Source organism: Streptomyces sp. NPDC001443 (genome assembly GCF_053597355.1).
On sequence record NZ_JBSFIA010000004.1, the window covers coordinates 64,663 to 88,827 of the forward strand.

Below are 24,165 nucleotides of genomic sequence, written 5' to 3' on the forward strand. Positions count from 1 at the left end.
TCGTGAGCCTCGCTTTGTAAGGTTCACGGCTGCCATTGGGTGAGAATGGCAGGGTGCTCCAAGAACTGTTCAGTCCCTCCGTCCAGCATCGCCTCGACCTGATCGGCATCTTCGTCTTCGCCATCTCGGGTGCGCTGCTGGCCGTCCGCAAGAACTTCGACGTCTTCGGCATCGCCGTCCTCGCCGAGGTGACCGCGCTGGGCGGAGGGCTGTTCCGGGACCTGATCATCGGTGCGGTGCCCCCCGCCGCCTTCACCGACCTGGGCTATTTCGTCACCCCGCTGCTCGCCGCCCTCCTGGTCGTCTTCCTGCACCCCCACGTGGAGCGCATCCAGACCGGGGTGAACGTCTTCGACGCGGCCGGTCTGGGCCTGTTCTGCGTCACCGGCACGACGAAGGCGTACGCCTACGGGCTCGGCCTCCCCCAGTCGGCCGCCCTGGGCCTGGCCACCGCCGTCGGCGGCGGTGTGCTGCGCGACGTGCTGGCCAACGAGGTCCCCTCGCTGCTGCGCTGGGACCGCGACCTGTACGCGGTGCCGGCCATGGTCGGCGCCACGATGGTCGCGGTCTGCATCCGCTACGACGTCCTCACCCCGACCGCCAGCGGCTTCGCCGCGCTCACTGCCTTCGTGCTGCGCCTGCTCGCGATGAAGTACCACTGGCGAGCGCCGCGTGCGTGGAACCGGCGGTCGACCGTGCGTGAGGAGTAGCCCCGCGGACCGTGACGGGGTGGCGTCCCACCCGCGAGGACAGCCAGCGGAAGGCCGGCACCACCTGCGGCCGCCACAGCGCCATGGTGTGCCCGCCCGCGCTCTTCGGGATGAACACCACCTGCACGTTCGTCGGCGCGTGCGCGGCCTGGCGCAGCGCGACACCGGCCTCGTAGCCGTCGTGCGGCTGCCCGGAGGCGTAGAGCGAGACCGGCGGCGGGTAGGTGGCCCGGCGCAGCAGCAGCAGTGGGTTGTTGCGGGCGCGCAGGGCCGGGCTCTGGGCGGTGAGCGAGTCGCGCTCGCCGATCGGGTCGTTGTAGCCGGACAGGCTCACCGCGGCCCGGTAGCGGTCCGGGTGGGCGATGGCGAGCTTGAGGGCGCAGTGCGCGCCGGCCGAGTAGCCGGCCAACGCCCAGCCGGCCGGTGCGGGTTCGGTCCGGAAGTTGTCCATGACCATCTTCGGCACGTCGACGCTCAGCCAGGTGTCGGCGTTGACCGTGCCCGGGATGTTGGCGCAGCCGGTGTCGATCCCGGCCAGCAGGGTGGTGCGCGGGGCGACCAGGATGAAGGGCGCGATCTGGCCGGAGCGCATCAGCGGCAGCAGCTGCTCGTGCACGTGCAGCGCGCCGAACCACGCCCTGGCGGAGCCGGGGTAGCCGGGCAGCACCTCGACGACGGGGAATCTGTGGTGCCGGTAGGCGGGCTCGTTGTACTGCGGCGGCAGCCAGACGTAGACCTCGGCGTCGACGCCGGAGACCCGGCCCTTGAGCTGGGTGACCCGCACGCCGCCGGCCGCGTGCATGCCCGGTCCCTCGCCGAGGGTGAAGTGCTGCTCGACTCTGGGCAGCTTCTCCAGCGCTATGCCGCCGGTGCCGTCCGAGCCGAGGTTGGCGGCCTGCTCGACGTGGCTGCCGGTGCCCAGCAGGTCGGCCCAGTTGTCGTAGAGGTTGTTGGCGTTGTTGACCAGGGTGAAGACCAGGGCGACGGCGGTGCCCTGTGCGAACAGCAGCATCAGTATCCGGGCGGTCGCGCGCGCGGCCCACGGTCCCGGCGTCCGCGACCACAGCAGCAGCGGCAGGGCGACGGCGACGGCGGAGAGCACGATCAAGGTGATGAGGAACGCAGTCCCGGTGAGGCTCATGTCCTCATAGAGGGCGAAGAAGGCCTCGGGGTTACGGACGAGTATGGACACTTACCAAGAAATTGCCGGAACCTCACCCGAGTGCTCACTTGGCTGCTCTGTGAAGGCTTGTTCAAAGCTACCGCTTAGTAATTTCTTCTTGTACGGTTCAGGCATGTCAGAAGCAGCTATCGCACCGTCCGCCCCCCTCGGCTCCGCCCGCACCGGCGCATCCCCGGCGCGGGCCGCGATCGGCGACAGCGAGTTCGACCGGGACACCGCGCTCACCCGCCGCGAACCCGGCGTCTACGACATCGAGCTCTCGGCCGGCTGGACCATCATCAGCGCCGTCAACGGCGGCTATCTGCTGGCCGTCCTCGGCCGCGCGCTCGCCGACGCCCTGCCGCATCCGGACCCGTTCACGATCTCGGCGCACTATCTGACGGCATCACAGCCCGGCCCGGCGGTCGTGCGCACCGAGACCGTCCGCACCGGCCGTACCCTCTCCACCGGCCAGGCCTCGCTCTTCCAGCTCGACGAGCAGGGCGACGAGGTCGAGCGGATCCGCGTCCTCGCCTCCTACGGCGACCTCGCCGCGCTGCCCGACGACGTCCGTACGGCGGCCCGGCCGCCCGAGATGCCGCCGCCCGAGCAGTGCTTCGGCCCCCAGGACGCGCCGAGCCCGGTTCCGGGCAGCTCGGCCATCACCGACCGCCTGTTCCTGAAGCTGGACCCGTCGACCCTGGGCTGGGCGCTCGGCAAGCCGTCCGGCAAGGGGGAGATGCGGGCCTGGTTCGGCCTGGCCGACGGCCGGGACGCCGACCCGCTCTCCCTCCTGCTCGCGGTGGACGCGCTGCCGCCCACCGCCTTCGAGATCGGCCTGTCCGGCTGGGTCCCGACGGTCGAGCTCACCGTCCACGTCCGCTGCCGCCCCGCCCCGGGTCCGCTGCGCGTCGCCATCACCACCCGCAACCTCGCCGGCGGCTTCCTGGAGGAGGACGCCGAGGTCTGGGACAGCGCCGACCGGCTGGTGGCGCAGTCCCGGCAGCTGGCCCGGGTCAGGCTCGGCTGAGCGGGGTCCGCCCCAGCCAGGCCGCCAGCCGCTCGTAGGCGTCGGCCCCCCCGGGGGCCTCGCGGCGGGTGTCGAACGGGGTCTCCTCGTCCCGGGGACGCGAGTCGGGCAGCACCCGCTGGGCCGTGGCCAGGGCGAACTCCGCCAGCTCCGGGTCGAGGGCGAAGGCGTGGCCGACGGCCTCGGCGAGGTCCCAGGTGTGCGTCACGATCTCCATCACGTACCCGGACAGGGCCGCGTGACCCGGTACCTCGCCCCAGGGCACCCGCACCGGGGTCGTCATCCGCTCGTCGGTCTCCCACGCCTTCAGCACCCGGACGCGCACCTCGTCGTAGGCCGCCGCCCAGCCGTCGTCCTCGACGCCCTCGGCGACCGGCTCCACGGCGAGCCCGTCACCGCCCTCGCCGACCACGGCGATCCGCCGGGTGCCGCCGACGACATGGCTCAGCAGGGCCCGCACGTCGAACTCGGTGCAGGGGGTCGCGCCGTCGAGCTGCTCGGGGCGCACCGTCCTGATGAGCGCGGAGGCCTGCTCGGTGGCGCGGGTGTAGACGGGACGCGGGTCGGTGTAACCGGTGGTGGTCATCGTGTGCCTCTCCTGTGGTGGGTACGGAGAGGAGCATGCGTCGAAAACCTGACAGATTCCGTCAACATTTGTGCGAGATCCCCGACGGCGCGATCCTGGGCCCGTGAAGTCCGACCGGCTGCTGTCGATCCTGCTGCTGCTCCAGACCCGGGGCCGGGTCCCCGCGCACGAACTTGCCGGCCGGCTCGAGGTGTCGGTGCGCACCATCTACCGGGACGTCGAGGCGCTGTCCGCCTCCGGCGTGCCCGTGTACGCCGAGCGCGGCCGCCACGGAGGCATCGAACTCCTCGCCGGATTCCGCACGGACGTCACCGGCCTGACCGCAGACGAGTCCCGCGCCCTGTTCGTCCTGGCCGCGCAGGGCGCCCATGCCGCGCTCGGTCTCGACGCGGCCCTCGGCTCGGCCCTGCGCAAGGTGATGGCGGCCCTGCCCGCGCCGCACCGGCCCGCCGCCGAGGTGACCAGCCGCCGCATCCTGGTCGACGCCACCCGCTGGCGCAGCGGCCCCGGGCGGTCCGTCGACCTCCAGGTGCTCCAGGACGCGGTCTTCGCCGACCGCCGGCTGAGGGTGAGCTACCGGCACGGCGGGCAGCGTGAGCCCCGCACGTACACCCTGGACCCCTACGGCCTGGTCGCCAAGGCCGGCGTCTGGTACCTGGTCGCCGACCGACGCGCGGCCCCGCGTCTGTTCCGTGCCGACCGGGTGCGCTCGGCGCGGCTGCTCGACGAGCCGGTCCGGCGCCGGGCGGGTGTCGAACTCGCCGACGTCTGGGAGGTGCTGCGCCGCCAGGTGGAGGAGCGGCCCGAGAGCGCGATCGACGTCACGGTGCGGGTCCGCCGCGAACGTCTTGACATGTTCCAGCGGATGGTGGGGGCCCTGCTGACCGAACTCCCCGAGGACGACGGGGAGGGCGACTGGGTCGTCGCCCGGCTGTCCTACCCGGCGCTGCGCGCGGTGCGCCAACTCCTGGGCTTCTCCGACCAGGTGGAGATCCTCGACCCGCCCGAGGCCCGCGCCGAACTGCTGCGCGCGGTCGGCTCCGTCACGGCCCTGTACCAGGAGGCGGGCCGCGCCGACGAGTGAACCCACAGGTGAGCGGGGGTGGTTGGGCCGCGCTTTGCCCGATTGACAGGCCAGGGACAGCGGGGCCCCAAGAAAGCCTCATGGGCCGTTGGTTGAGTGCCCCTCTCAACGCCCTCTCATCTTCCCTGGAGTTGTCTCTCATGAAGCGTGCGCGTCTCGTCCCCGCCGTGGTCCTGCTGGCGATCTCGCCTCTGGCCCTGGCGGCCTGCGGCTCGGGCGACTCGTCGTCGAACAGCGGCAGTTCCGGGCAGCAGACGTGTCAGGCACCGTCCGGCATGCCGAGCCGGAACGCCTCCGGCAGGCCGAGCGGCGCCCCCTCGGGGATGCCCAGCGGGATGCCGAGCGGCGCCCCCACGGGCAATCCGTCGGGAATGCCCAGTGGGATGCCGAGCGGGATGCCCAGCGGCGGTCCCGGCGGTGCGCAGGGCGGCGGCCAGGGCGGTCCCGGCGGCGGCTGCGGCGGTCCGGGCGGCGGCCAGGGGCAGCAGCAGGCCCAGCAGGGCTGAGCCGATACGCCCTACGGCGGGAGGCGCCGCACCCGGTCACCGGGTGCGGCGCCTCCCGCCGTAGGGCGTGCGGGTCAGTCGAGCCAGTGCCGGCGGCCGATGGCGATGAGCCGCAGCTGCCGGGTGGCGACCTGTCCGATGCGCTCCCGCTCCTCCGGCGGCGCGTCCAGGCTCTCCAGGAAGAGCGAGGCGGAGATGAGCATCTGGTCGACGTAGAGGTGCGCGAGCATCAGCAGGTCCGCGTCGCTCCACCCCTCGGCCACGCGGTCCTTGGCCAGTTCGTCCCGTACCTCCTCGGCGAACCGGACCAACTGGTCCCGGATCGCCTCCCGCACCGGCTGCACCCCGCCGTGCCGCTCCCGGGCGATGAAGCGGACGTGGGCCGGATGCGCCTGCACATGGCCGGCGATCAACCGCACGGCGCGGGCGATGCGTTCGTCACCGGTTTCGGCGGCGGTGACCGTCGTGCGGATCATCGGGTGCAGGCTGCCGAGCGCCTCCTCGACCAGGGCCACGCCCAGGTCGGCCGTGGAGCGGAAGTGCCGGTAGAAGGCCGTCGGCGCGACGCCGACGGCGCGGGTCACCTCGCGCAGGCCGAGACTGCTCAGGCTCTGCTCCTCCAGCAGGCCCAGCGCCGCTTCCAGCAGCGCCTGCCGGGTCTTCTGCTTCTGCGCCTGCCGGATGCCGAGGGTGTGACTCATAACACCTAGTTAACAACTGTTCTCTGGAATTGAAAAGCCGTCGTGCGCGTTAGACTCAAGAGTCAGTGAACAACTGTAACCACAACCGTTCACCAGACCGCCTTGGGGCGTATCCACGAGCCGCAGGGCGAATCCGCGAGAGGTATCTCGGAGGGGGATCCGAACACATGCTGTTCCTCGTCGCCGCACTCCTGCTGCTCGGCGTGGTCATGGGCACCGTCGCCCACGCGCCGCTGCCCTTCACCGTCGCCGTCGCCGTCGTCGTCGCGGCCTGGCTCGGCATCTTCGCCCTGCGCGAACTGCACGGCCGCCGCCGCGCCTCGGCGCACCGGCCCACCACCGCCCGCCCGACCGCCGGGAGCTGACCGTCATGTACCTCACCGCACCGGCCACGCGCCGTACCGGCACCCGCGACGCCGACGGCATGGCCGTCGCGTCCTTCATCCTCGGCCTGCTCGGTCTCCTCGCCCTCAACCTCTTCCTCGGCCCGGTCGCCATCACCCTGGCGGCGGTGGCCCTGTGGCGCGGCACCGCCCGTCGCGGCCGCGCCTGGCTCGGGCTGGCCCTGGGCATCTCCGACCTGCTGCTCCTGCTGGCGTTCATGCAGGTGGACAACACGGTGTCGTGGGGTTTCTGAGCCCGGGAACCGGCTGACGCCGACGCGGCCGCGGACGGGGCGCCCGCAGCCCCGGCCCGGTCGACAGGGCCCGTAGAATCGGGCTCACCATGGCATACCTCGACCACGCCGCGACCACCCCGATGCTCCCGGAGGCGGCAGAGGCACTGACCGCCCAACTGGGCGTCACAGGCAACGCCTCCTCCCTCCACGCAGCCGGCCGCAGAGCCCGCCGTACGGTCGAGGAGTCCCGCGAGACCCTCGCGGAGGCGCTCGGCGCCCGCCCCAGCGAGGTCGTCTTCACCTCCGGCGGCACCGAGGCCGACAACCTCGCCGTGAAGGGTCTGTACTGGTCCAGGCGGGCCGCCGATCCGCGCCGGACCCGCGTCCTGGCCAGCCCCGTCGAACACCACGCGGTCCTCGACGCCGTGCACTGGCTGGCCGAGCACGAGGGCGCCACCGTCGAGTACCTCCCGGTCGACTCCCACGGCCGGGTCCACCCCGAGGCCCTGCGCGAGGCCGTCGGCCGCGACCCGGACGACGTCGCCCTGGCCACCGTGATGTGGGCCAACAACGAGATCGGCACGGTCCTCCCGGTCCGTGAACTCGCCGAGGCGGCCGCGGAGTTCGGCATCCCGTTGCACGCCGACGCGGTCCAGGCCTTCGGGCAGGTCCCGGTCGACTTCGCCGCCTCCGGCCTCGCCGCGATGACGGTCTCGGGCCACAAGATCGGCGGCCCGTACGGCATCGGCGCCCTGCTCCTGGGCCGCGAGCACACCCCCGTACCCGTGCTGCACGGCGGCGGCCAGGAGCGCCATGTCCGCTCCGGCACCCTCGACATCCCGGCGATCGCCTCCTTCGGCGTGGCCGGCCGGCTGGCGGCCGAGGGGCGCGAGCGGTTCGCCCGCGAGATCGGCGCCCTGCGCGACGACCTGGTCACCCGGGTACGCGCCGCGGTGCCCGACGCGATCCTGGGCGGCGACCCCGACCCGGCCGGCCGCCTCCCGGCCAACGCGCACTTCACCTTCCCGGGCTGCGAGGGCGACTCCCTGCTCCTGCTGCTGGACGCGCAGGGCGTCGAGTGCTCCACGGGCTCCGCCTGCACCGCGGGCGTGGCCCAGCCCAGCCATGTCCTCCTCGCCACCGGCGCCGACCCGGACCTGGCCCGCGGCACCCTGCGCTTCTCCTTCGGCCACACCTCCACCCAGGCGGACGTCGACGCGGTCGCCAAGGTCATCGGCCCGGCGGTCGAACGCGCGCGGGCGGCGGGGCTCACCTAGGCCGAGGGGCGCCCATCGAGGCGTCAGGACGTGATATGCGTCACGCAGTCTGTGGCCGGGGTCGTCGTACGGGACCGGGCCGCGAGGCGCCGACGCTCACGTCGTGGCGTACGCGCTCACGACGCCGTCGCGTGCGGCCGCGCCGAGGCGGCGCCCGCCGCCCGCACCAGCCGCAGGTACCGCTTCCAGTCCCAGTGCGGCCCGGGATCCGTGTGGTCCGTCCCCGGTACCTCCACGTGCCCGACGATGTGCGTACGGTCGACGGGTATCCCGTACCGCGCGCATATCGCCGCCGTCAGCCGCGCGGAACCCTCGTACATCGCGTCGGTGAACGACGAGGCCCGCTCCACGAAGCCCTCGTGCTCGATGCCGACGCTGCGCTCGTTGTACGCCCGGTTGCCCGCGTGGAACGCCACGTCCAGCTCACGGATCATCTGCGTGACGTGCCCGTCCTTGCGCACGATGTAGTGCGCCGCGGCCCCGTGCCGCGGATCCTGGAAGGCCTTCACCGCGCTGTCGAAGCCGCCCTGGGTGACATGGACGACCACCCGGTCGATCGTGTAGTCGTCCGGCCGGTCCGCCCGGCGGTAGTTCGCGGGCGAGGCCGCCACCCACCGCGCCCCCCGGAAGTCGACCGCCCCCGCCACCCTCGGCTTCTCCACGCCCGGCAGCCGCCACCACAGGTGCCCCAGCTCCTCGCGCGCGAGCGCGGCGGTGCCCACCGCGGCCACGAGCCCGCCGATCAGCAGCCCCCGCCGCCCGATCCGCTGGTCCGCGTCGCCGCTCTTCGCTCCCGCCCGCTTCTCCCCCATGTGATCGTCAACGCAAACCCGTGAGCTCCGGTTCCCGCGCCCCCTTACCCTTGAAACGCTATGACTGACACCCCGCGCTCCCGCCCCCTCCGCGTCCTCGCCGCCATGTCGGGCGGAGTCGACTCCGCCGTCGCCGCCGCCCGCGCGGCCGAAGCGGGCCACGACGTGACCGGAGTCCACCTCGCGCTCTCCGCCAACCCGCAGTCCTTCCGCACCGGCGCGCGCGGCTGCTGCACGATCGAGGACTCGCGCGACGCCCGGCGCGCGGCGGACGTCATCGGTATCCCGTTCTACGTCTGGGACCTCGCCGACCGCTTCCGCGAGGACGTGGTCGAGGACTTCGTCGCCGAGTACGAGGCGGGACGCACCCCGAACCCGTGCCTGCGCTGCAACGAGAAGATCAAGTTCGCCGCCCTGCTGGACAAGGCGCTGGCGCTGGGCTTCGACGCGGTGTGCACGGGCCACTACGCGAAGGTGCTGGTCCGCGAGGACGGCACCCGTGAACTGCACCGCGCCTCCGACATGGCCAAGGACCAGTCGTACGTCCTCGGTGTGCTGGACGACCGGCAGCTCGCGCACGCCCTCTTCCCGCTCGGCGACACGCTCACCACGAAGGACGAGATCCGCGCCGAGGCCGAGCGCCGGGGCCTGGCCGTGGCCAAGAAGCCCGACTCGCACGACATCTGCTTCATCGCCGACGGCGACACCCAGGGCTTCCTCGCCCGGCGGCTGGGCAAGGCCGAGGGCGACATCGTCGACGAGTCCGGCACCAAGCTGGGCACCCACGAGGGCGCGTACGGTTTCACCATCGGCCAGCGCAAGGGACTGCGCATCGGCGTCCCGGCCGCGGACGGCAAGCCGCGCTACGTCCTCGACATCTCGCCGGTGAACAACACGGTCACGGTCGGCCCGGCGGACTCCCTCGACGTGTCCGCCCTGACCGCCATCAAGCCCCGCTGGTGCGGCGCCGCCCCGGCCGGTCCCGGCACCTACACCGCCCAGCTGCGCGCCCACGGCGGCGAGACGGAGGTGAGCGCCCACCTCGTCGACGGCGAGCTGCGGGTCACCTTCACCGAGCCGGTCCGCGGCGTGGCCCCCGGCCAGGCGATCGTCCTGTACGACGGCACGCGCGTGGTGGGCTCGGCGACGATCGCGTCCACGGTACGGGCGGCGGCCGGGGTGGCCTGAGCCCTCCCGGCGGCCGCGAGGCCGCCCGAGCCCTTCCGGCGTCGGCGGGGGCGGCCCGGGCCTTTCCGGCAGCCGCGAGGCCGCCCGAGCCCTTCCCGCGCGCGCTATTCGCCGAAGAACTCCGTCAGCACCGGCGCGAGCGCGGTCGGGTCCACCATGTGGGTCTGGCCCTCCAGGACCCGGTAGGTGCCCTCGGGCGCGGACTCGGCGACCGCCTTGGTCGCCTCCCGCAGCCACGTCGGACTCGCCCCGCCCGCGACCGCCAGGACCGGGACGCCGACCGAGGCCAGCCGCTCGCGGGGGACCAGGCCGTCGCCCATGACGGTGTTGTCGTAGGCCAGGGTCGGGGCGGCCGCCTCCATGGCGGGCCACATGGGGGACTGCCGGGCGCTCTCGATCATGCCCTCGGCCAGGCCGGTCAGCCGCAGGAACAGCGCGACCGCGTCCCCGCGCCGCCCCTCGGCCAGAGCCCGGTCCAGGTTCTCGGTGTACTCGGCGCGTTCCTTCGCGCCGCCGCCCCCGAAATCGGCGAACGGCGTCTCGTACACCGCGATCCGAGGCGTCGGCACCCCGGCGGCGGCCGCCGCCAGGACCAGCGCGCCACCCGACGAGACACCGCACAGCCGCGCCTCGCCGCCCACCGCCTCGATCAGCGCCGCGATGTCCTCGACCTCACGGTCCACCGCGTACGGAGCGGTGTCACCGCTGCCGCCGCGGCCCCGGCGGTCGTACACGACGACGTCGAAGCGGTCCGAGAGGGCCGCGGCCAGGGGCGCCATCGTGCCGCCCGTGGACATGGCGCCGCTCACCAGGACGACCGCCGGGCCCTGTCCGGTGCGTTCGTAGGCGAGGGAGGTCCCGTCGCGCGAGATGGTCTTGTTGTCCATGTCTGACGAGACTGCCACTCGGCACCGGATTAGTCGCTCACAACACCTCGACTTCGTAGAAGCAGAGGTGGTCCTTGATCTCGGCGACGTCCGGCTTCGGGTCGGGGTAGAACCAGACGGCGTCCGCCGCGTCCGGCAGCGACCAGTAGGAGGCCGTGCCCTTGAAGGGGCAGTACGTGTGCGTGTCGGAGGCGGTCAGCAGGTCGAGGCGCACGTCCTCGGGGGGAATGTAGTACCGCGCGGGACAGCCCGTCTCGCGCAGCACGAGGGGACGGTCGCTCTCCGCCAGGGTCCGGCCGTCGTGGACGACCCGGACGCGCTGTGTGCCCTGCTCGATGGTGATCGTGTGTCCTTCAGCCATACCGTGGACAGCGCTTGCGGGGCGCCGCTTCTTCCCACGTACCGTGTCCCCCATGCGTATCTGTGTCTTCCTCTCCGCCGCAGACCTCGACGACCGCTACACCCGTCCCGCGCGCGAGTTCGCGCAACTGCTCGGCAAGGGCGGGCACACGCTCGTGTGGGGCGGCTCGGACGTCGGTCTGATGAAGGTGGTCGCCGACGGCGTGCAGGGGGCCGGCGGGCGGCTCTGCGGGGTCTCCGTGGGCTTCCTGGCGGCCACGGCCCGCCCGGGTGCCGACGAGATGGTGATCGCGGCCGACCTCGCCGAGCGCAAGCGGCTGCTCCTGGAGAAGGCCGACGCGGTGGTGGTGATGGTCGGCGGGACCGGGACGCTGGACGAGGCGACCGAGATCCTGGAGCTGAAGAAGCACGGGCACACCACCAAGCCGGTCGTGCTGCTGAACACCGCGGGCTTCTACGACGGCCTGGAGACGCAGTTCCGGCGCATGGATGCCGAGGGCTTCCTGCCCCGCCCCCTCGCCGAACTGGTGTTCTTCGCGCAGGAGCCGCTCGCCGCGCTGGCCTACCTGGAGGCCGCGACACCGACGGCTCCCGCCGGGGGCGCCGGCCTGGAGTGATGCGAGCATGGCGGCATGGCAACTCATGTGATCACCGGGGCGGGGTCGGGCATCGGCGCGGCCGTCGCCCGCCGTCTGCACGCGCGCGGGGACGAACTCGTGCTGCACGCGCGCGACGCCGGCCGTGCGAAGGAACTGGCGGCCGAGTTCGACGGGGCGCGCACGCTGGTCGGTGACCTGGCGGATCCCGACAAGCTGAGCTGGGCGTTCTCCCACCAGAGCCTGCCGGACCGGGTGGACTCCCTGCTGCACATCGCGGGCGTGGTCGACCTGGGGCCGGTCGGCGACCTGACGCCCAAGGCGTGGCGCCACCAGCTCAACGTCAACCTGATCGCCCCCGCGGAGCTGACCCGCCACTTCCTGCCCCAGCTGCGGGTCTCCCAGGGGCACGTGCTCTTCGTCAACTCCGGCGCCGGGCTCAACGCCCACGCCGACTGGTCTGCGTACGCGGCCTCCAAGCACGGCCTGAAGGCCCTCGCCGACTCGCTGCGCCACGAGGAGCACGCGAACGGCGTCCGCGTCACCTCCGTCTACCCCGGCCGCACCGACAGCCCGATGCAGGCCAAGGTCCACCGGCAGGAGGGCAAGGAGTACGACCCGGCGCGGTGGATCGACCCCGAGTCCGTCGCGACGACGATCCTGATGGCCCTCGACCTGCCCCGGGACGCGGAGGTCAACGACCTGACGGTACGGCCCGGCCGGTGAGCCCGCGATGACCGGCGGGCACGACGGCGGACCGCTCTGCGGACGCCGACCGCTCGCACCCGGGGGTGGCGTGGGCGCCCCGCGGGTTACGTAGGCTTCCGGGGTGAGCGAAAACAGCCAGGCCGGCTTCGGCCCCGCGACCGGGATCGGCTCGATGCCCGGCGGCGACGCCCGGGAGGCCGCCAAGACCGTCGCCGGGTCCTTCGAGGACTTCCCGTTCCTGCCCGAGCTGCCGGCCCGCGGCCCCGGCGCGGACATGGTCGGGCGGACCGCCGGGATGCTCGTCGAGCTGTACGCGCGCGTGGAGCCCAGCGGCTGGCGGCTCGGGGACCGGCCGGGGCGGGACACCAAGCGGGCCAGGTCGTGGCTGGGGGAGGACCTGGACGCGCTGGAGGAGTTCACCCAGGAGTACACGGGCCCGCTGAAGGTGCAGGCGGTGGGCCCCTGGACGCTGGCCGCCGCGCTGGAGCTGAGGAACGGCGAGGTCGCGCTCTCCGACCCCGGCGCCTGCCGCGACCTCGCCGGCTCGCTCGCCGAGGGGCTGCGGCTGCACCTCGCCGAGGTGCGCCGCCGCATCCCCGGCGCCCGGCTCGTCCTCCAGCTCGACGAACCCTCCCTCACCGCCGTGCTGCGCGGCCAGGTGAAGTCGGCCAGCGGCTACCGCACCCACCGCGCCGTCGACCGGCAGTTGGTGGAGGCCACCCTCCGCGACGTCGTCGGCGTGCACGACGAGGGCCCGGTCGTGGTCCACTCCTGCGCGCCGGACGTCCCGTTCGCGCTGCTGCGCCGGGCCGGGGCGGCGGCCGTGTCCTTCGACTTCTCACTGCTCACCGAACGTGACGACGACGCGATCGGCGAGACGGTGGAGGCGGGCACCCGGCTGTTCGCCGGTGTCGTGCCCGGCACGGACTCCGCATTGTCGGACCCTGCCGGTAGCGTCATGGGTGTCAGAACGCTGTGGCGCAGGCTGGGGCTGCAACCGGGGCTGCTCGCGGAGGCGGTGACGGTCACTCCGTCGTGCGGCCTCGCGGGGGCGTCCCCCGCGTACGCGCGCAGGGCGCTCGCCCACTGCGTTTCGGCGGCGAGATCCCTCGCGGACAACCCAGAGTAACGGGAGGACGACACGGTGGCCGGCGACCAGCAGGCGGAGACGACGGTGCCCGCCGAGGCACGGGAGCAGCACGCGCAGCTCGCCGAGCAGATCGAGGAGCACCGCTTCCGGTACTACGTGAAGGACGCTCCCGTCGTCAGCGACGCGGAGTTCGACCGACTCCTGCGCGCGTTGGAGGCGCTGGAGGAGGAGCACCCCGGGCTGCGCACGCCCGACTCGCCGACCCAGAAGGTCGCGGGGTCCTACGCGACGGAGTTCACGGCCGTCGAGCACCGCTCACGGATGCTCTCCCTGGACAACGCCTTCGACGACGAGGAGTTGGCGGCCTGGACGGACCGCGTCGCCAGGGAACTGGGCGACCAGGAGTACCACTTCCTGTGCGAGCTGAAGGTGGACGGCCTCGCCGTCAATCTCACCTACGAACGCGGCCGTCTCACCCGCGCCGCCACCCGCGGCGACGGTCGCACCGGCGAGGACATCACCCCGAACGTGCGCACGATCGCGGAGATCCCCGACCGCCTCCCGGGCGACGACGTCCCCGACCTGGTGGAGATCCGCGGCGAGGTCTACTTCCCGATGGAGAAGTTCGAGGCGCTGAACGCCCGGCTGGTCGCGGCCGGCGACAAGCCCTTCGCCAACCCCCGCAACGCCGCCGCCGGTTCGCTGCGCCAGAAGGACCCGCGGGTCACCGCCGGGCGCCCGCTGCACATGGTCGTCCACGGCATCGGCGCCCTCGAGGGCTTCACGGGCATGACCCGTCTCTCCCAGGCCTACGACCTGCTGAAGACCTGGGGCCTGCCCACCTCCACGCACAACCGGGTGGTCGACGACCTGGACGGCGTACGCGCGTTCATCGCCCATTACGACGGCGAGAACCGTCATTCCGTGGAGCACGAGATCGACGGTGCCGTCGTCAAACTGGACGAGATCCGGCTCCAGGGCAGACTCGGGTCCACCGCTCGGGCCCCGCGCTGGGCGATCGCCTACAAGTACGCGCCGGAAGAGGTCAACACCAAGCTCATCGACATCAAGGTGGGCGTCGGCCGCACCGGTCGCGTCACGCCCTACGCGCAGGTCGAGCCGGTCACGGTCGCGGGCAGCGAGGTCGAGTTCGCCACCCTGCACAACCAGGAGGTCGTCAAGGCCAAGGGCGTGCTCATCGGCGACACCGTGGTGATCCGCAAGGCCGGTGACGTCATCCCGGAGATCCTCGGTCCGGTGGCCGACCTGCGGGACGGCACCGAGCGGGAGTTCGTGATGCCGGCCGAGTGCCCCGAGTGCGGGACGCCGTTGCGGCCCATGAAGGAGGGCGACATCGACCTCCGCTGCCCCAACGCGCGTACCTGCCCGGCCCAGTTGCGCGAGCGGGTCTCCTACCTCGCGGGCCGTGAGTGCCTGGACATCGAGAACTTCGGTGCGGTGGCCGCCGCGGCGCTGACCCGTCCGCTGGAGCCGGCCGACCCGCCCCTGGTGGACGAGGGCGACCTGTTCGACCTGACGGTGGAGAAGCTGCTGCCCATCAAGGCCTATGTCCTCGACCCGGACAGCGGCCTGCCCAAGCGCGATCCCAGGACGGGCGAGGAGAAGGTCGTCACGGTCTTCGCCAACCAGAAGGGCGAGCCGAAGAAGAACACGCTCGCGCTGCTGGAGAACATCGAGGCGGCCAAGGCCCGCCCCCTCGCCCGCTTCCTGAACGGCCTGTCCATCCGGCACGTCGGTCCGGTGGCGGCGCAGACCCTCGCGCGCGAGTTCCGTTCGGTCGACCGGATCGAACAGGCCACCGAGGAGGAGCTGGCCGCCACCGACGGCGTCGGTCCCGTCATCGCCGCCGCCCTCAAGGAGTGGTTCGCCGAGGACTGGCACCGCGAGATCGTCCGCAAGTGGAAGGCGGCCGGAGTCCCGCTGGAGGACGAGTCGTCCGGCGAGGACCAGGGCCCGCGCCCGCTGGAGGGTCTCACCGTCGTCGTGACCGGCACCCTGGAGAACTTCACCCGCGACGGCGCCAAGGACGCGTTGCAGAGCCGCGGTGCGAAAGTGACCGGATCGGTCTCCAAGAAGACGTCGTTCGTCGTTGTGGGTGAAAGCCCCGGATCGAAGTACGACAAGGCGATGCAGCTGAAGGTGCCCGTACTGAACGAGGACGGCTTCGGTGTGCTGCTGGAACAGGGGCCGGAGGCGGCGGCCGAAGTCGCCCTTCCGGTCGCGGAGTAGCGGTGGAAGGCCACCCGATCGGCGCATACCAGATGCATAGGGGTGGCGGGGTCTCAATCGGGCAACCGTCGACGACCGCTGCCCGTGGAAGCCTTCCGCGGCCTACTGTTGGGATGTGCGCCTGCCGTGCCCGGCTGCGGCCGGGGCATCCCCCTGCTCCTGGTGGGCACGGGGAAGGGCTTTCCAGCCCGGCGCCGTCGCAGGTTGTCGGGCATCGGGCCGTGTGGTGTGGGCACCGCCGGCTGTGAGAGGGACGGGAATGGAACCGACCGAGAGCGCCGCTCCGGACGCACGGCTGAGCCTGCGTCGGGTCACCGGCGCCTGGCGGGACAGCCGGTGGGGGACGCGGCCTTCGGCGCACGAGGGTGCGGAGGGGCGCGCGGTCGCCCTGCGCACCCCCGTGGACGGTCACGGCCCCGCCCGCGACCTCGTGGCCGACAGCCTCGACGGCACCCGTCTCGACGCCCCGCACACCCCCGGCCTGCCCGGTGCCGAATCCGGACTTCACCCGTCCTGGCCCGCGCTGCCCGCGGCCGTCGTCGCGGCGGCCGCCTTCGTCCTGGGCGCCGGTTTCTACCGGGCCTTCACCGGCAGCCACGCGCTCTTCCCGTGCGGCGCCGTCGGCTGGTCGCTGGCGATCCTGACCGGCATCATCGTCGGCCACCTCGTCATGCTGGGCCGCTCCCGCTGGTGGGGCGGAACCGGATCGGGCGCCGCCCTCACCCTCGCCGTGCTGCTCCTCTACGGCTGGGTGGCGGCCGGCATGGTCAGCCTCACCGTCGTCGTGCTGGTCGGCATAGCCAGACGCCACCGCTGGCGGCAGGGCGTCCTGCACGGCGCGGTGGACATCCTCGGCATCGGCGCCGGGGCCCTGGTGCTTGCGGCCTTCGGGCGGGTGCCGTCCGTCGAGGCCCCCTGGAACCCCGACAGCTGGACCCTCTACACCGCCCCCCAGGTGGTGCTGGTCGCGGCCGCCTACCTCGTGGTGACCCGCACCCTGCTGTGGTACCTGAACGCCCCGCGCAACGGCGGACTGCCCACCGTCGCCCGCACCGCCCTGGTCAGACAGGGCCTGGTCGCGGTCGCGCTGCTCGGCATCGCCCCCCTCGTCTGTGTGGTCGCCGCCGCCGAACCCGTCCTGCTGCCGCTGTTCTCCATCCCGCTGGTCGCCCTCGACTCCACCCTGTGGATCGCGCGGGCCCGCGCCGAGGAGCAACTGCGTGACCCGCTCACCGGCCTGCCCAACCGTCAGTGGCTGCTGGAACGTATCTGGACGGCCCTGGACGACGCCGAGCGGATCGGCGCCCGCTCCGCCCTCATGCTGATCGACCTGGACCGCTTCCGTTCGGTCAACGACACCCTGGGCCATCTGGCCGGCGACCGGCTGCTGCTCCAGATAGCCGACCGGCTGCGGGTGGCCCTGCCGCGCGGGGCGGAGGCCGCGCGGCTCGGCGGCGACGAGTTCGCCGTGTTACTGCCGGTCGCCGACTCCACCACATCCGCCACCCGCATCGCCCGCGGCCTGGTCGCCGCCCTCAGCTCCCCGCTCGACCTCGACGGACTCACCCTCGTCCTGGAGGCCAGTGCGGGCGTCGCCGTCTTCCCCGACCACGCCCTCGACGCCGAGGGGATGCTGCGCCGGGCGGACGTCGCCATGTACCAGGCGAAGCGGGACCGCACGGGGGTGGAGGTCTACGAGTCCAAGCGCGACTCCAACACCCCGGACCGGCTCGGCCTGCTGGGTGACCTGCGCCGCGCCCTCGACGCCCACGAGGTCCAGCTCCACTACCAGCCCAAGGTCCGCTTCGACGGACAGGTGGCCGGTCTGGAGGCGCTGGTCCGCTGGGTGCACCCCGAGCGCGGCAAGGTCCCGCCGGACGAGTTCATAGCGATCGCCGAGTCCTCCGGGCTGATGCCGCATCTGACGGAGTACGTCCTGGAGACGGCGCTGGCCCAGGTCGCCCGGTGGCGCGCCGAGGGCCTGTACGTGCCCGTCGCGGTCAACGTCTCCCCGCGCGACGTCCACACGCCCGGCTTCGCGGGCTCCGTCGCCGCCCGGCTCGCCCGGCACGGGGTGCCCGCCGGGGCGCTCCAACTGGAGATAACGGAGCACGTCCTGCTGGAGGACCCGCAGCGGGCCGCCGACACCCTGGCCGCGCTGACCGGGCACGGCGTGAAGATGTCGCTGGACGACTTCGGCACCGGTTACTCCTCGCTGGTGCATCTGCGCCGGCTGCCGGTCAGCGAGCTGAAGATCGACCGCTCGTTCGTGGCCCGGCTGGCCGTGGACCCGCAGGACGCGGAGATCGTCCGCTGCACGGTCGACCTGGCCCATTCCCTGGGTCTGCTGGTCGTCGCCGAGGGCGTCGAGGACGACGAGACCTGGGAACGGCTGCGTGATCTCGGCTGCGACGCCGTGCAGGGCTGGCTGGTCGCCGCCGCGATGCCTCCCGAGGAGACCACGGCATGGCTGCGCGCGCGCGGATCGCGCGGCTGGCAGCGCCCGGCAGCGGCCCTGCCCGCAGCGGCGTCCGACGACTGACCGTCGCCCCACCGGCCCCACTCCCGCAGATCCGCGACCCGTCGGCCACGCCCGGCCCCCGCCCGCCCGGACCGCCCCTGCCCGGACCGCCCGTACTCGTCGTCCCGCGCAGGCCGTCCCCGCTCGGCCGGCTGCCCGCCCGGACCTTCCGTGCCGTCCGCCCCCGCTCGCGCCCCCCGCCTGCCCGGACCGCCCCTGCTCGGACCGGCCCTGCTCGGACCGGCCCGTGTTCGCTGTGCCCACGCCAGCCGCCCGCGTCGGCTGCCCGCCCGCGTCGGCTGCCCGCCCGCGTCGGCTGCCCGCCCGCGTCGGCTGCCCGCCCGCGTCGGCTGCCCGCCCGCGTCGGCTGCCCGCCCACGTCGGCCGCCCGCCCACGCCGGCCGCCCCCGCCGGGTCTGCCGTCCGTCGGTGTGTGCAGGGGGCGCTCATTCTGTTCGGGACATCCCGCCGGTCCACCGGCCGTACGCGGGAGCATCCGGCTGTCGCCGCTACGCCAGCTCCGCTCCTGTCCCTTGCGCTGCTGGCAAGGAGATCCGACGTGACCGTCACCGCGTACACCATGGCTGTCGTGCTCGATCTGTTCGTCGTGTTCAACGGATACCGGTTCCTGTTCCGGCCCGGCCGTCGCCGGCTACGGCGTCCCCGCCGGGGCCGCCTACCTCCCGATCAAAGGGGCGCGGGACGGCGTCCTCGGCCTGATGGGGCCGGCACTTCTCGCGTTCGTCGGTGCCCGCGCCGAGGCGTGGTTCATGCTCGTCGTGGCGATCCTGCCGCTCGGCGACACGCTGACAGCGCTGCGCCACGGCGGCGCGAAGGCCGTCGCCTTCGGGGTCCACTTCGCCACCGCGGTGGTGGTGCTGATCAGCGCCGGGCTGCTCTTCGCCGTCTGAGTCCACCCGTCACGTCCGCCTGCGCACCGTTACGACCAACAGGGGGTTCGACCATGTCGATGTTCGTACCGAAGTTCGATTCGTCCGTGATCGTCCGCGAGGCGGAGGCCGAGAAGCTCGGCGACGATCCCGTCGCCGTCCGGCTGCTGGCCGACAGCAGCGCCAGCGGCGGGGCGCTGTCCACCGTGCGGATCACCCTCGCGGACGGTGCCGACGGCGCCCGCCCGCACCTGCACCGCAACTCCGCCGAGATGTTCTTCATGCTGGACGGCGCCGCCGAACTGCTCTCCGGCGACGACGTCGTCACCACCGAGCGCGGCGACCTGGTGATCGTCCCGCCGGGCAGGCCCCACGCCTTCGCCGCCGCCCCCGGCAGCGCGGCCGACATCCTCGTCGTGATCACCCCGGGCGTCGAGCGCTTCGGCTACTTCCGCCACCTCCAGCGCATCCGCCTGGGTGAGGTCGGCCCGGAGAGTCTGCTGGAGGTACAGGAGCTCTACGACAACCACTTCCTGCGCAGCGAGGCCTGGGACGGCCGCCGCTGACGGGGGTCCGGGGGCCGGTCCGGGGGAAACCGTTGCGCGGGCACCGCGCCCGGCCCCCTAGGATTGGGGCCAAACCACTCACTCACCCCAGAGGAACGCTGCATGCCTGGCATCACGCGCGAGGAGGTCGCCCACCTCGCTCGGCTGGCGCGTCTGGAGCTGAAGGGCGAAGAGCTCGACCACTTCGCCGGACAGCTGGACGACATCATCGGCGCGGTGGCCCGCGTCAGCGAGGTCGCCGACCAAGACGTACCGCCGACCTCGCACCCGCTCCCGCTGACGAACGTCATGCGGGCGGACGAGGTCCGTCCGTCGCTCACCCCCGAGCAGGCGCTCTCCGGCGCCCCGGCCCAGGAGCAGCAGCGTTTCAAGGTGCCGCAGATCCTGGGGGAGGACTAAGAAGTCATGACGGACATCATCAAGCTCACCGCCGCCGAGACCGCCGAGAAGATCGCCTCCGGCGAGCTCACGGCCGTCGAGGTCACCGAGGCCCACCTGGCCCGGATCGAGGCCGTCGACGAGAAGGTGCACGCCTTCCTGTACGTCGACCGCGAGGGTGCCCTCGCCCAGGCCCGCGCCGTCGACGCCAAGCGCGAGCGCGGCGAGAAGCTCGGCCCGCTGGCCGGCGTCCCGCTCGCGCTGAAGGACATCTTCACCACCGAGGGCATCCCGACGACCGTCGGTTCGAAGATCCTCGAGGGCTGGATCCCGCCGTACGACGCGACCCTCACCAAGCGGCTGAAGGCCGCCGACGTGGTCATCCTCGGCAAGACCAACATGGACGAGTTCGCCATGGGGTCCTCGACCGAGAACAGCGCCTACGGCCCGACCGGAAACCCCTGGGACCTGACCAAGATCCCCGGCGGCTCCGGCGGCGGCTCCAGCGCCGCCCTGGCCTCCTTCCAGGCCCCGCTGGCCATCGGCACCGACACCGGCGGCTCCATCCGCCAGCCGGCCGCCGTCACCGGCACGGTCGGTGTGAAGCCGACCTACGGCGCGGTCTCCCGCTACGGCATGGTCGCCTTCTCGTCCTCCCTCGACCAGGGCGGCCCCTGCGCCCGTACGGTCCTGGACGCGGCGCTGCTGCACGAGGTGATCGCCGGGCACGACCCGCTCGACTCCACCTCCATCGACGCCCCGGTCCCGCCGGTCGTCGAGGCCGCCCGCAACGGCAGCGTGGCGGGTATGCGCGTCGGCGTCGTCAAGCAGTTCCGCGGCGAGGGCTACCAGGCCGGCGTCATCCAGCGCTTCGACGAGTCCGTCGAGCTGCTCAAGGAGCTGGGTGCCGAGATCGTCGAGCTGGACTGCCCGTCCTTCGACCTGGCCCTGTCGGCGTACTACCTGATCGCGCCCTCGGAGTGCTCGTCCAACCTGGCCCGCTTCGACGGCCTGCGCTACGGCCTGCGCACCGGCGACGACGGCACCCGTTCGGCCGAGGAGGTCACCTCCCTCACCCGTGAGGCGGGCTTCGGCCCCGAGGTCAAGCGCCGCATCATGCTCGGCACGTACGCCCTGAGCTCCGGCTACTACGACGCGTACTACGGCTCCGCGCAGAAGGTCCGCACGCTCATCACGCGGGACTTCGAGAAGGCGTTCGAGCAGGTCGACGTGATCGTCTCGCCGACCACGCCCACCACCGCCTTCGCGATCGGCGAGCGCGCCGACGACCCGATGGCGATGTACCTCGCGGACCTGTGCACGATCCCGACCAACCTGGCGGGCAACGCGGCCATGTCGCTGCCGTGCGGCCTCGCCCCGGAGGACAACCTCCCGGTCGGGCTCCAGATCATCGCCCCGGCGCTGAAGGACGACCGGCTGTACAAGGTCGGCGCCGCCGTCGAGGCCGCCTTCGTGGAAAGGTGGGGGCACCCGCTGATCGAGGAGGCTCCGTCGCTGTGAGCAAGGCACTGTCCAAGGCCAAGGGCTTCAAGAAGTCGAAGTCCGGCACGTACCTGTCCATGGCCACCACCGCCTTCGGCGCACTGGGTGTCGCCAAGCAGATCAAGAAGGCCCGCGCCGAGCACGACACGCTGCGCCTGGTCGACGCCACGGTGTCGGCCGTCGCGATCGTCACCGGCCTCGCCATCCTTTACCGCGAGCTGAAGCGGCTGGGCGACGACGACGTCCTGCTGGGCTGAGAGGGAAGTTTCACCGTGACCACCACGACCGACCTGGTGTCGTACGAGGACGCGCTGGCGTCGTACGACCCCGTCATGGGCCTCGAGGTCCATGTCGAACTCGGCACCAAGACCAAGATGTTCTGCGGGTGCTCGACCGAGCTGGGCGCCGAGCCCAACTCGCAGACCTGCCCGACCTGCCTCGGCATGCCCGGCGCGCTCCCGGTCGTCAACGCGATCGGCATCGAGTCGGCCATCAAGATCGGTCTCGCGCTCAACTGCGAGATCGCCGAGTGGTGCCGCTTCGCCCGGAAGAACTACTTCTATCCGGACATGCCGAAGAACTTCCAGACCTCCCAGTACGACGAGCCGATCGCCTTCGACGGCTACCTCGACGTGCAGCTGGAGGACGGGGAGACCTTCCGCGTCCAGATCGAGCGCGCCCACATGGAGGAGGACACCGGCAAGTCCACCCACGTGGGCGGTGCCACCGGCCGTATCCACGGCGCCTCGCACTCCCTGCTCGACTACAACCGCGCGGGCATCCCGCTCATCGAGATCGTCACCAAGCCGATCGAGGGCGCGGGCGAGCGGGCCCCCGAGGTCGCGCGGGCGTACGTCCGTGAGCTGCGCGAGGTCATCAAGGCGCTCGGCGTCTCCGAGGCCCGCATGGAGATGGGCCAGATGCGCTGCGACGTGAACCTGTCGCTGCGCCCCAACGGCACCGAGAAGTTCGGTACACGTTCCGAGACCAAGAACGTGAACTCGCTGCGGTCCGTGGAGCGTGCGGCCCGCTTCGAGATCATGCGGCACGCGGCCGTGCTGAGCAGCGGCGGCACGATCATCCAGGAGACCCGGCACTTCCACGAGGACACGGGGTCGACGACCTCGGGCCGCGTGAAGGAGGAGGCCGAGGACTACCGGTACTTCCCCGAGCCGGACCTGGTGCCGGTGGCGCCGTCCCGCGAGTGGGTCGAGGAGATCCGCGCCGGACTGCCCGAGCTGCCGCTGGTGCGCCGCAACCGGCTCCGCGAGGAGTGGGCGGTCTCGGGGACCGACATGCAGTCGATCCTCAACGCCGGCGCCCTGGACCTGATCGTCGCGACGATCGACGCCGGGGCCGACGCCGCCTCCGCCCGCAAGTGGTGGATGGGCGAGCTCGCGCGCAGCGCCAACGAGTCCGGCAAGGCGCTGGACGAGCTGGCCATCACGCCGGAGCAGGTCGCCCGGGTCACCGAGCTGGTCTCGAAGGGCGACCTGAACGACAAGCTGGCGCGCCAGGTCATCGAGGGCGTCCTCGCGGGCGAGGGCACCCCGGACGAGGTCGTCGACAAGCGCGGTCTGAAGGTCGTCTCCGACGAGGGCGCGCTCACGACCGCCGTCGAGGAGGCCATCGCGGGCAACCCGGGCGTCGCGGACAAGATCCGCGGCGGCAAGGTGGCCGCGGCCGGCGCCCTGGTCGGCGCGGTCATGAAGGCCACGCGCGGCCAGGCTGACGCGGCCCGCGTCAAGGAGCTGATCCTGGAGAAGCTGGGCGTCAGCGAGGGCTGACGTTCGTTCGCTCCCCGGGGGGACACACCGGTTCCGGTGTGTCCCCCCGGGCGTGACCCTAGGGGCGGCGCCCGACGACCCGTACGAATCCGAGGGCGCGCCCCCGGTCCGCGCGGAGCATCTCCGCGCACCGGCCGGCCATCCGGACGTGGAAGTCGTCCGTGCTCTCCTCGGCGACCACCTCGCACCACAGCAGCCAGTCCCGCCAGCCGTCCGGCTGCCAGTCGGCCGCCTCGACCTCGACGGCCCCGCTGCGGGTCCAGTGGCGGCGCCACCAGCCGGGGGAGTGGAAGCACCAGAAGTCGGGCTCCCACCAGGGCTTCAGGTGCTCCGGCGGCTCGGTGCCCGTGACCTCCTCCTTCAGCGCCGGTACGACGACGCCGATCCGCCCGCCCGGCTTCAGCAGCCGGGTCAGCGTGGGCAGGTACAGATCGTCGGTGCCGAAGTACTGGTAGGCGTCGACGGACACGATCGCGTCGAAGCCGCCCTCCCCGAACGGCAGGGCGTGCGCCTCGGCGTGCACGGGCAGCACGCGGTCGGCGACGCCCGCCTCGGCGATGCGTACGGCGTTGTCGTCGGGCTTCACCCACAGGTCGGCGGCGGTGACCTGGACGCCGTACTCCCTGGCCAGGAAGACGGAGGTCATCGCGCGGCCGCAGCCGAGGTCGAGCACCCGGGCGCTGGGCCGAAGCCGGTCCAGCCCGAGTGCGGGGGCCAGCCACTCCAGCAGCCACAGGGCGTGCGGGCCCATCTGGTTCTCGACGGTCCAGCGGATGTCGTAGCGGCCACTGAGCGGATAGCGGACCTGGGACAGACGGTCAGCGAGGGTGGCGGTCGTGGTGTTCGGGGTGTCGTCCGGGGGGTTGTTCGGGGTGGCGCCGGATGTGATCTCGGACATGGGCGAACGGGCTCCTCGGGTCCTCGGAAAGGGAACGGATGGCGTAGGAGCTCGGT

25 protein-coding genes and 1 pseudogene are annotated in these 24,165 nt (G+C 72.5%); 19 read left to right on the forward strand and 7 right to left on the reverse strand.

Features of this window, described 5'->3' with window-relative positions; translation table 11 throughout:
• Positions 1-53 precede the first annotated feature (53 nt).
• On the forward strand, positions 54-710 hold the full coding sequence (locus ACWC24_RS06935; RefSeq protein ID WP_162469389.1) for a TRIC cation channel family protein: 657 nt from the start codon (positions 54-56) through the stop codon (positions 708-710).
• On the opposite strand, the gene ACWC24_RS06940 is transcribed toward ACWC24_RS06935, so the two are convergent.
• On the reverse strand, positions 619-1,851 hold the full coding sequence (locus tag ACWC24_RS06940) for an alpha/beta hydrolase (RefSeq protein WP_450661977.1): 1,233 nt from the start codon (positions 1,849-1,851) through the stop codon (positions 619-621). The genes ACWC24_RS06935 and ACWC24_RS06940 overlap by 92 nt on opposite strands.
• A 154-nt stretch (positions 1,852-2,005) precedes the next feature.
• Between ACWC24_RS06940 and ACWC24_RS06945 the strand changes: the two genes are divergently transcribed.
• Positions 2,006-2,902: a thioesterase family protein gene (locus ACWC24_RS06945; protein ID WP_450661788.1), complete on the forward strand. Its 897-nt coding sequence runs from the start codon at positions 2,006-2,008 to the stop codon at positions 2,900-2,902.
• Here ACWC24_RS06945 and ACWC24_RS06950 read toward each other — a convergent pair.
• Positions 2,889-3,488 carry a TIGR03086 family metal-binding protein gene (locus ACWC24_RS06950; protein ID WP_450661789.1) on the reverse strand — a complete coding sequence of 200 codons (600 nt, stop codon included), beginning with the start codon at positions 3,486-3,488 and terminating at the stop codon, positions 2,889-2,891. The two genes, ACWC24_RS06945 and ACWC24_RS06950, sit on opposite strands and share 14 nt — an antisense overlap.
• A 103-nt stretch (positions 3,489-3,591) precedes the next feature.
• Between ACWC24_RS06950 and ACWC24_RS06955 the strand changes: the two genes are divergently transcribed.
• Both ACWC24_RS06955 and ACWC24_RS06960 read left to right on the forward strand, forming a co-directional pair.
• Positions 3,592-4,572 carry a helix-turn-helix transcriptional regulator gene (locus ACWC24_RS06955; protein ID WP_450661790.1) on the forward strand — a complete coding sequence of 327 codons (981 nt, stop codon included), beginning with the start codon at positions 3,592-3,594 and terminating at the stop codon, positions 4,570-4,572.
• A 140-nt stretch (positions 4,573-4,712) separates the two neighbouring features.
• Entirely contained in the window at positions 4,713-5,078 is a 366-nt protein-coding gene (locus ACWC24_RS06960) for a hypothetical protein (RefSeq protein ID WP_450661791.1), read from the forward strand.
• 74 nt (positions 5,079-5,152) lie between these two features.
• Here the strand turns inward: ACWC24_RS06960 and ACWC24_RS06965 are convergent, their stop codons facing one another.
• On the reverse strand, positions 5,153-5,779 hold the full coding sequence (locus ACWC24_RS06965) for a TetR family transcriptional regulator (protein WP_450661792.1): 627 nt from the start codon (positions 5,777-5,779) through the stop codon (positions 5,153-5,155).
• 167 nt (positions 5,780-5,946) lie between these two features.
• Between ACWC24_RS06965 and ACWC24_RS06970 the strand changes: the two genes are divergently transcribed.
• The 3 genes from ACWC24_RS06970 (at position 5,947) to ACWC24_RS06980 (ending at position 7,675) form a co-directional block, all read left to right on the forward strand.
• Positions 5,947-6,144, forward strand: coding sequence for a hypothetical protein (locus ACWC24_RS06970; protein ID WP_450661793.1), 198 nt, complete (start codon positions 5,947-5,949; stop codon positions 6,142-6,144).
• A gap of 5 nt (positions 6,145-6,149) precedes the next feature.
• A complete protein-coding gene (locus ACWC24_RS06975; RefSeq protein WP_450661794.1) occupies positions 6,150-6,416 on the forward strand; it encodes a DUF4190 domain-containing protein in 267 nt (88 codons plus the stop codon).
• An 89-nt stretch (positions 6,417-6,505) separates the two neighbouring features.
• A complete protein-coding gene (locus ACWC24_RS06980; RefSeq protein ID WP_450661795.1) occupies positions 6,506-7,675 on the forward strand; it encodes a cysteine desulfurase family protein in 1,170 nt (389 codons plus the stop codon).
• 116 nt (positions 7,676-7,791) lie between these two features.
• Here the strand turns inward: ACWC24_RS06980 and ACWC24_RS06985 are convergent, their stop codons facing one another.
• The gene (locus ACWC24_RS06985) at positions 7,792-8,487 is read right to left on the reverse strand and encodes an N-acetylmuramoyl-L-alanine amidase (protein WP_450661796.1); all 696 of its coding nucleotides are present in this window, start codon (positions 8,485-8,487) and stop codon (positions 7,792-7,794) included.
• Between the two features lie 60 nt (positions 8,488-8,547).
• On the opposite strand from ACWC24_RS06985, the gene mnmA reads away from it, so the two are divergent.
• The gene (gene mnmA / locus ACWC24_RS06990; RefSeq protein ID WP_450661797.1) at positions 8,548-9,675 is read left to right on the forward strand and encodes a tRNA 2-thiouridine(34) synthase MnmA; all 1,128 of its coding nucleotides are present in this window, start codon (positions 8,548-8,550) and stop codon (positions 9,673-9,675) included.
• A gap of 104 nt (positions 9,676-9,779) precedes the next feature.
• Here the strand turns inward: mnmA and ACWC24_RS06995 are convergent, their stop codons facing one another.
• Both ACWC24_RS06995 and ACWC24_RS07000 read right to left on the reverse strand, forming a co-directional pair.
• Positions 9,780-10,562: an alpha/beta fold hydrolase gene (locus tag ACWC24_RS06995; protein ID WP_450661798.1), complete on the reverse strand. Its 783-nt coding sequence runs from the start codon at positions 10,560-10,562 to the stop codon at positions 9,780-9,782.
• 37 nt (positions 10,563-10,599) lie between these two features.
• A complete protein-coding gene (locus ACWC24_RS07000) occupies positions 10,600-10,923 on the reverse strand; it encodes a DUF427 domain-containing protein (RefSeq protein ID WP_450661799.1) in 324 nt (107 codons plus the stop codon).
• Between the two features lie 52 nt (positions 10,924-10,975).
• Between ACWC24_RS07000 and ACWC24_RS07005 the strand changes: the two genes are divergently transcribed.
• From ACWC24_RS07005 to gatB, 11 genes and pseudogenes are all read left to right on the forward strand, one after another.
• Positions 10,976-11,539 (forward strand): LOG family protein, encoded by a 564-nt coding sequence (locus ACWC24_RS07005; RefSeq protein WP_450661800.1) that lies wholly within the window; start codon positions 10,976-10,978, stop codon positions 11,537-11,539.
• Between the two features lie 15 nt (positions 11,540-11,554).
• Complete coding sequence (locus ACWC24_RS07010; protein WP_450661801.1) at positions 11,555-12,244, forward strand: SDR family oxidoreductase; 690 nt, start codon at positions 11,555-11,557, stop codon at positions 12,242-12,244.
• A gap of 154 nt (positions 12,245-12,398) precedes the next feature.
• The gene (locus ACWC24_RS07015) at positions 12,399-13,355 is read left to right on the forward strand and encodes a methionine synthase (RefSeq protein WP_450661978.1); all 957 of its coding nucleotides are present in this window, start codon (positions 12,399-12,401) and stop codon (positions 13,353-13,355) included.
• 15 nt (positions 13,356-13,370) lie between these two features.
• Complete coding sequence (ligA, locus tag ACWC24_RS07020) at positions 13,371-15,566, forward strand: NAD-dependent DNA ligase LigA (protein WP_450661802.1); 2,196 nt, start codon at positions 13,371-13,373, stop codon at positions 15,564-15,566.
• Between the two features lie 259 nt (positions 15,567-15,825).
• Complete coding sequence (locus ACWC24_RS07025) at positions 15,826-18,108, forward strand: putative bifunctional diguanylate cyclase/phosphodiesterase (protein ID WP_450661803.1); 2,283 nt, start codon at positions 15,826-15,828, stop codon at positions 18,106-18,108.
• 538 nt (positions 18,109-18,646) lie between these two features.
• Positions 18,647-18,998, forward strand: a pseudogene (locus ACWC24_RS07030) (DUF4267 domain-containing protein).
• A gap of 53 nt (positions 18,999-19,051) precedes the next feature.
• The gene (locus tag ACWC24_RS07035; RefSeq protein ID WP_450661804.1) at positions 19,052-19,543 is read left to right on the forward strand and encodes a cupin domain-containing protein; all 492 of its coding nucleotides are present in this window, start codon (positions 19,052-19,054) and stop codon (positions 19,541-19,543) included.
• 102 nt (positions 19,544-19,645) lie between these two features.
• Positions 19,646-19,942, forward strand: a complete 297-nt coding sequence (gatC, locus tag ACWC24_RS07040; protein ID WP_015036350.1) for an Asp-tRNA(Asn)/Glu-tRNA(Gln) amidotransferase subunit GatC — start codon at positions 19,646-19,648, stop codon at positions 19,940-19,942.
• A gap of 6 nt (positions 19,943-19,948) precedes the next feature.
• Entirely contained in the window at positions 19,949-21,442 is a 1,494-nt protein-coding gene (gatA, locus tag ACWC24_RS07045; RefSeq protein ID WP_450661805.1) for an Asp-tRNA(Asn)/Glu-tRNA(Gln) amidotransferase subunit GatA, read from the forward strand.
• The gene (locus tag ACWC24_RS07050) at positions 21,439-21,681 is read left to right on the forward strand and encodes a hypothetical protein (protein WP_162468499.1); all 243 of its coding nucleotides are present in this window, start codon (positions 21,439-21,441) and stop codon (positions 21,679-21,681) included. Before gatA ends, ACWC24_RS07050 begins: the two co-directional genes overlap by 4 nt.
• A gap of 15 nt (positions 21,682-21,696) precedes the next feature.
• Positions 21,697-23,211, forward strand: coding sequence for an Asp-tRNA(Asn)/Glu-tRNA(Gln) amidotransferase subunit GatB (gene gatB / locus ACWC24_RS07055; protein WP_450661806.1), 1,515 nt, complete (start codon positions 21,697-21,699; stop codon positions 23,209-23,211).
• 58 nt (positions 23,212-23,269) lie between these two features.
• On the opposite strand, the gene ACWC24_RS07060 is transcribed toward gatB, so the two are convergent.
• A complete protein-coding gene (locus ACWC24_RS07060; RefSeq protein WP_450661807.1) occupies positions 23,270-24,109 on the reverse strand; it encodes an SAM-dependent methyltransferase in 840 nt (279 codons plus the stop codon).
• Between the last annotated feature and the right edge of the window lie 56 nt (positions 24,110-24,165).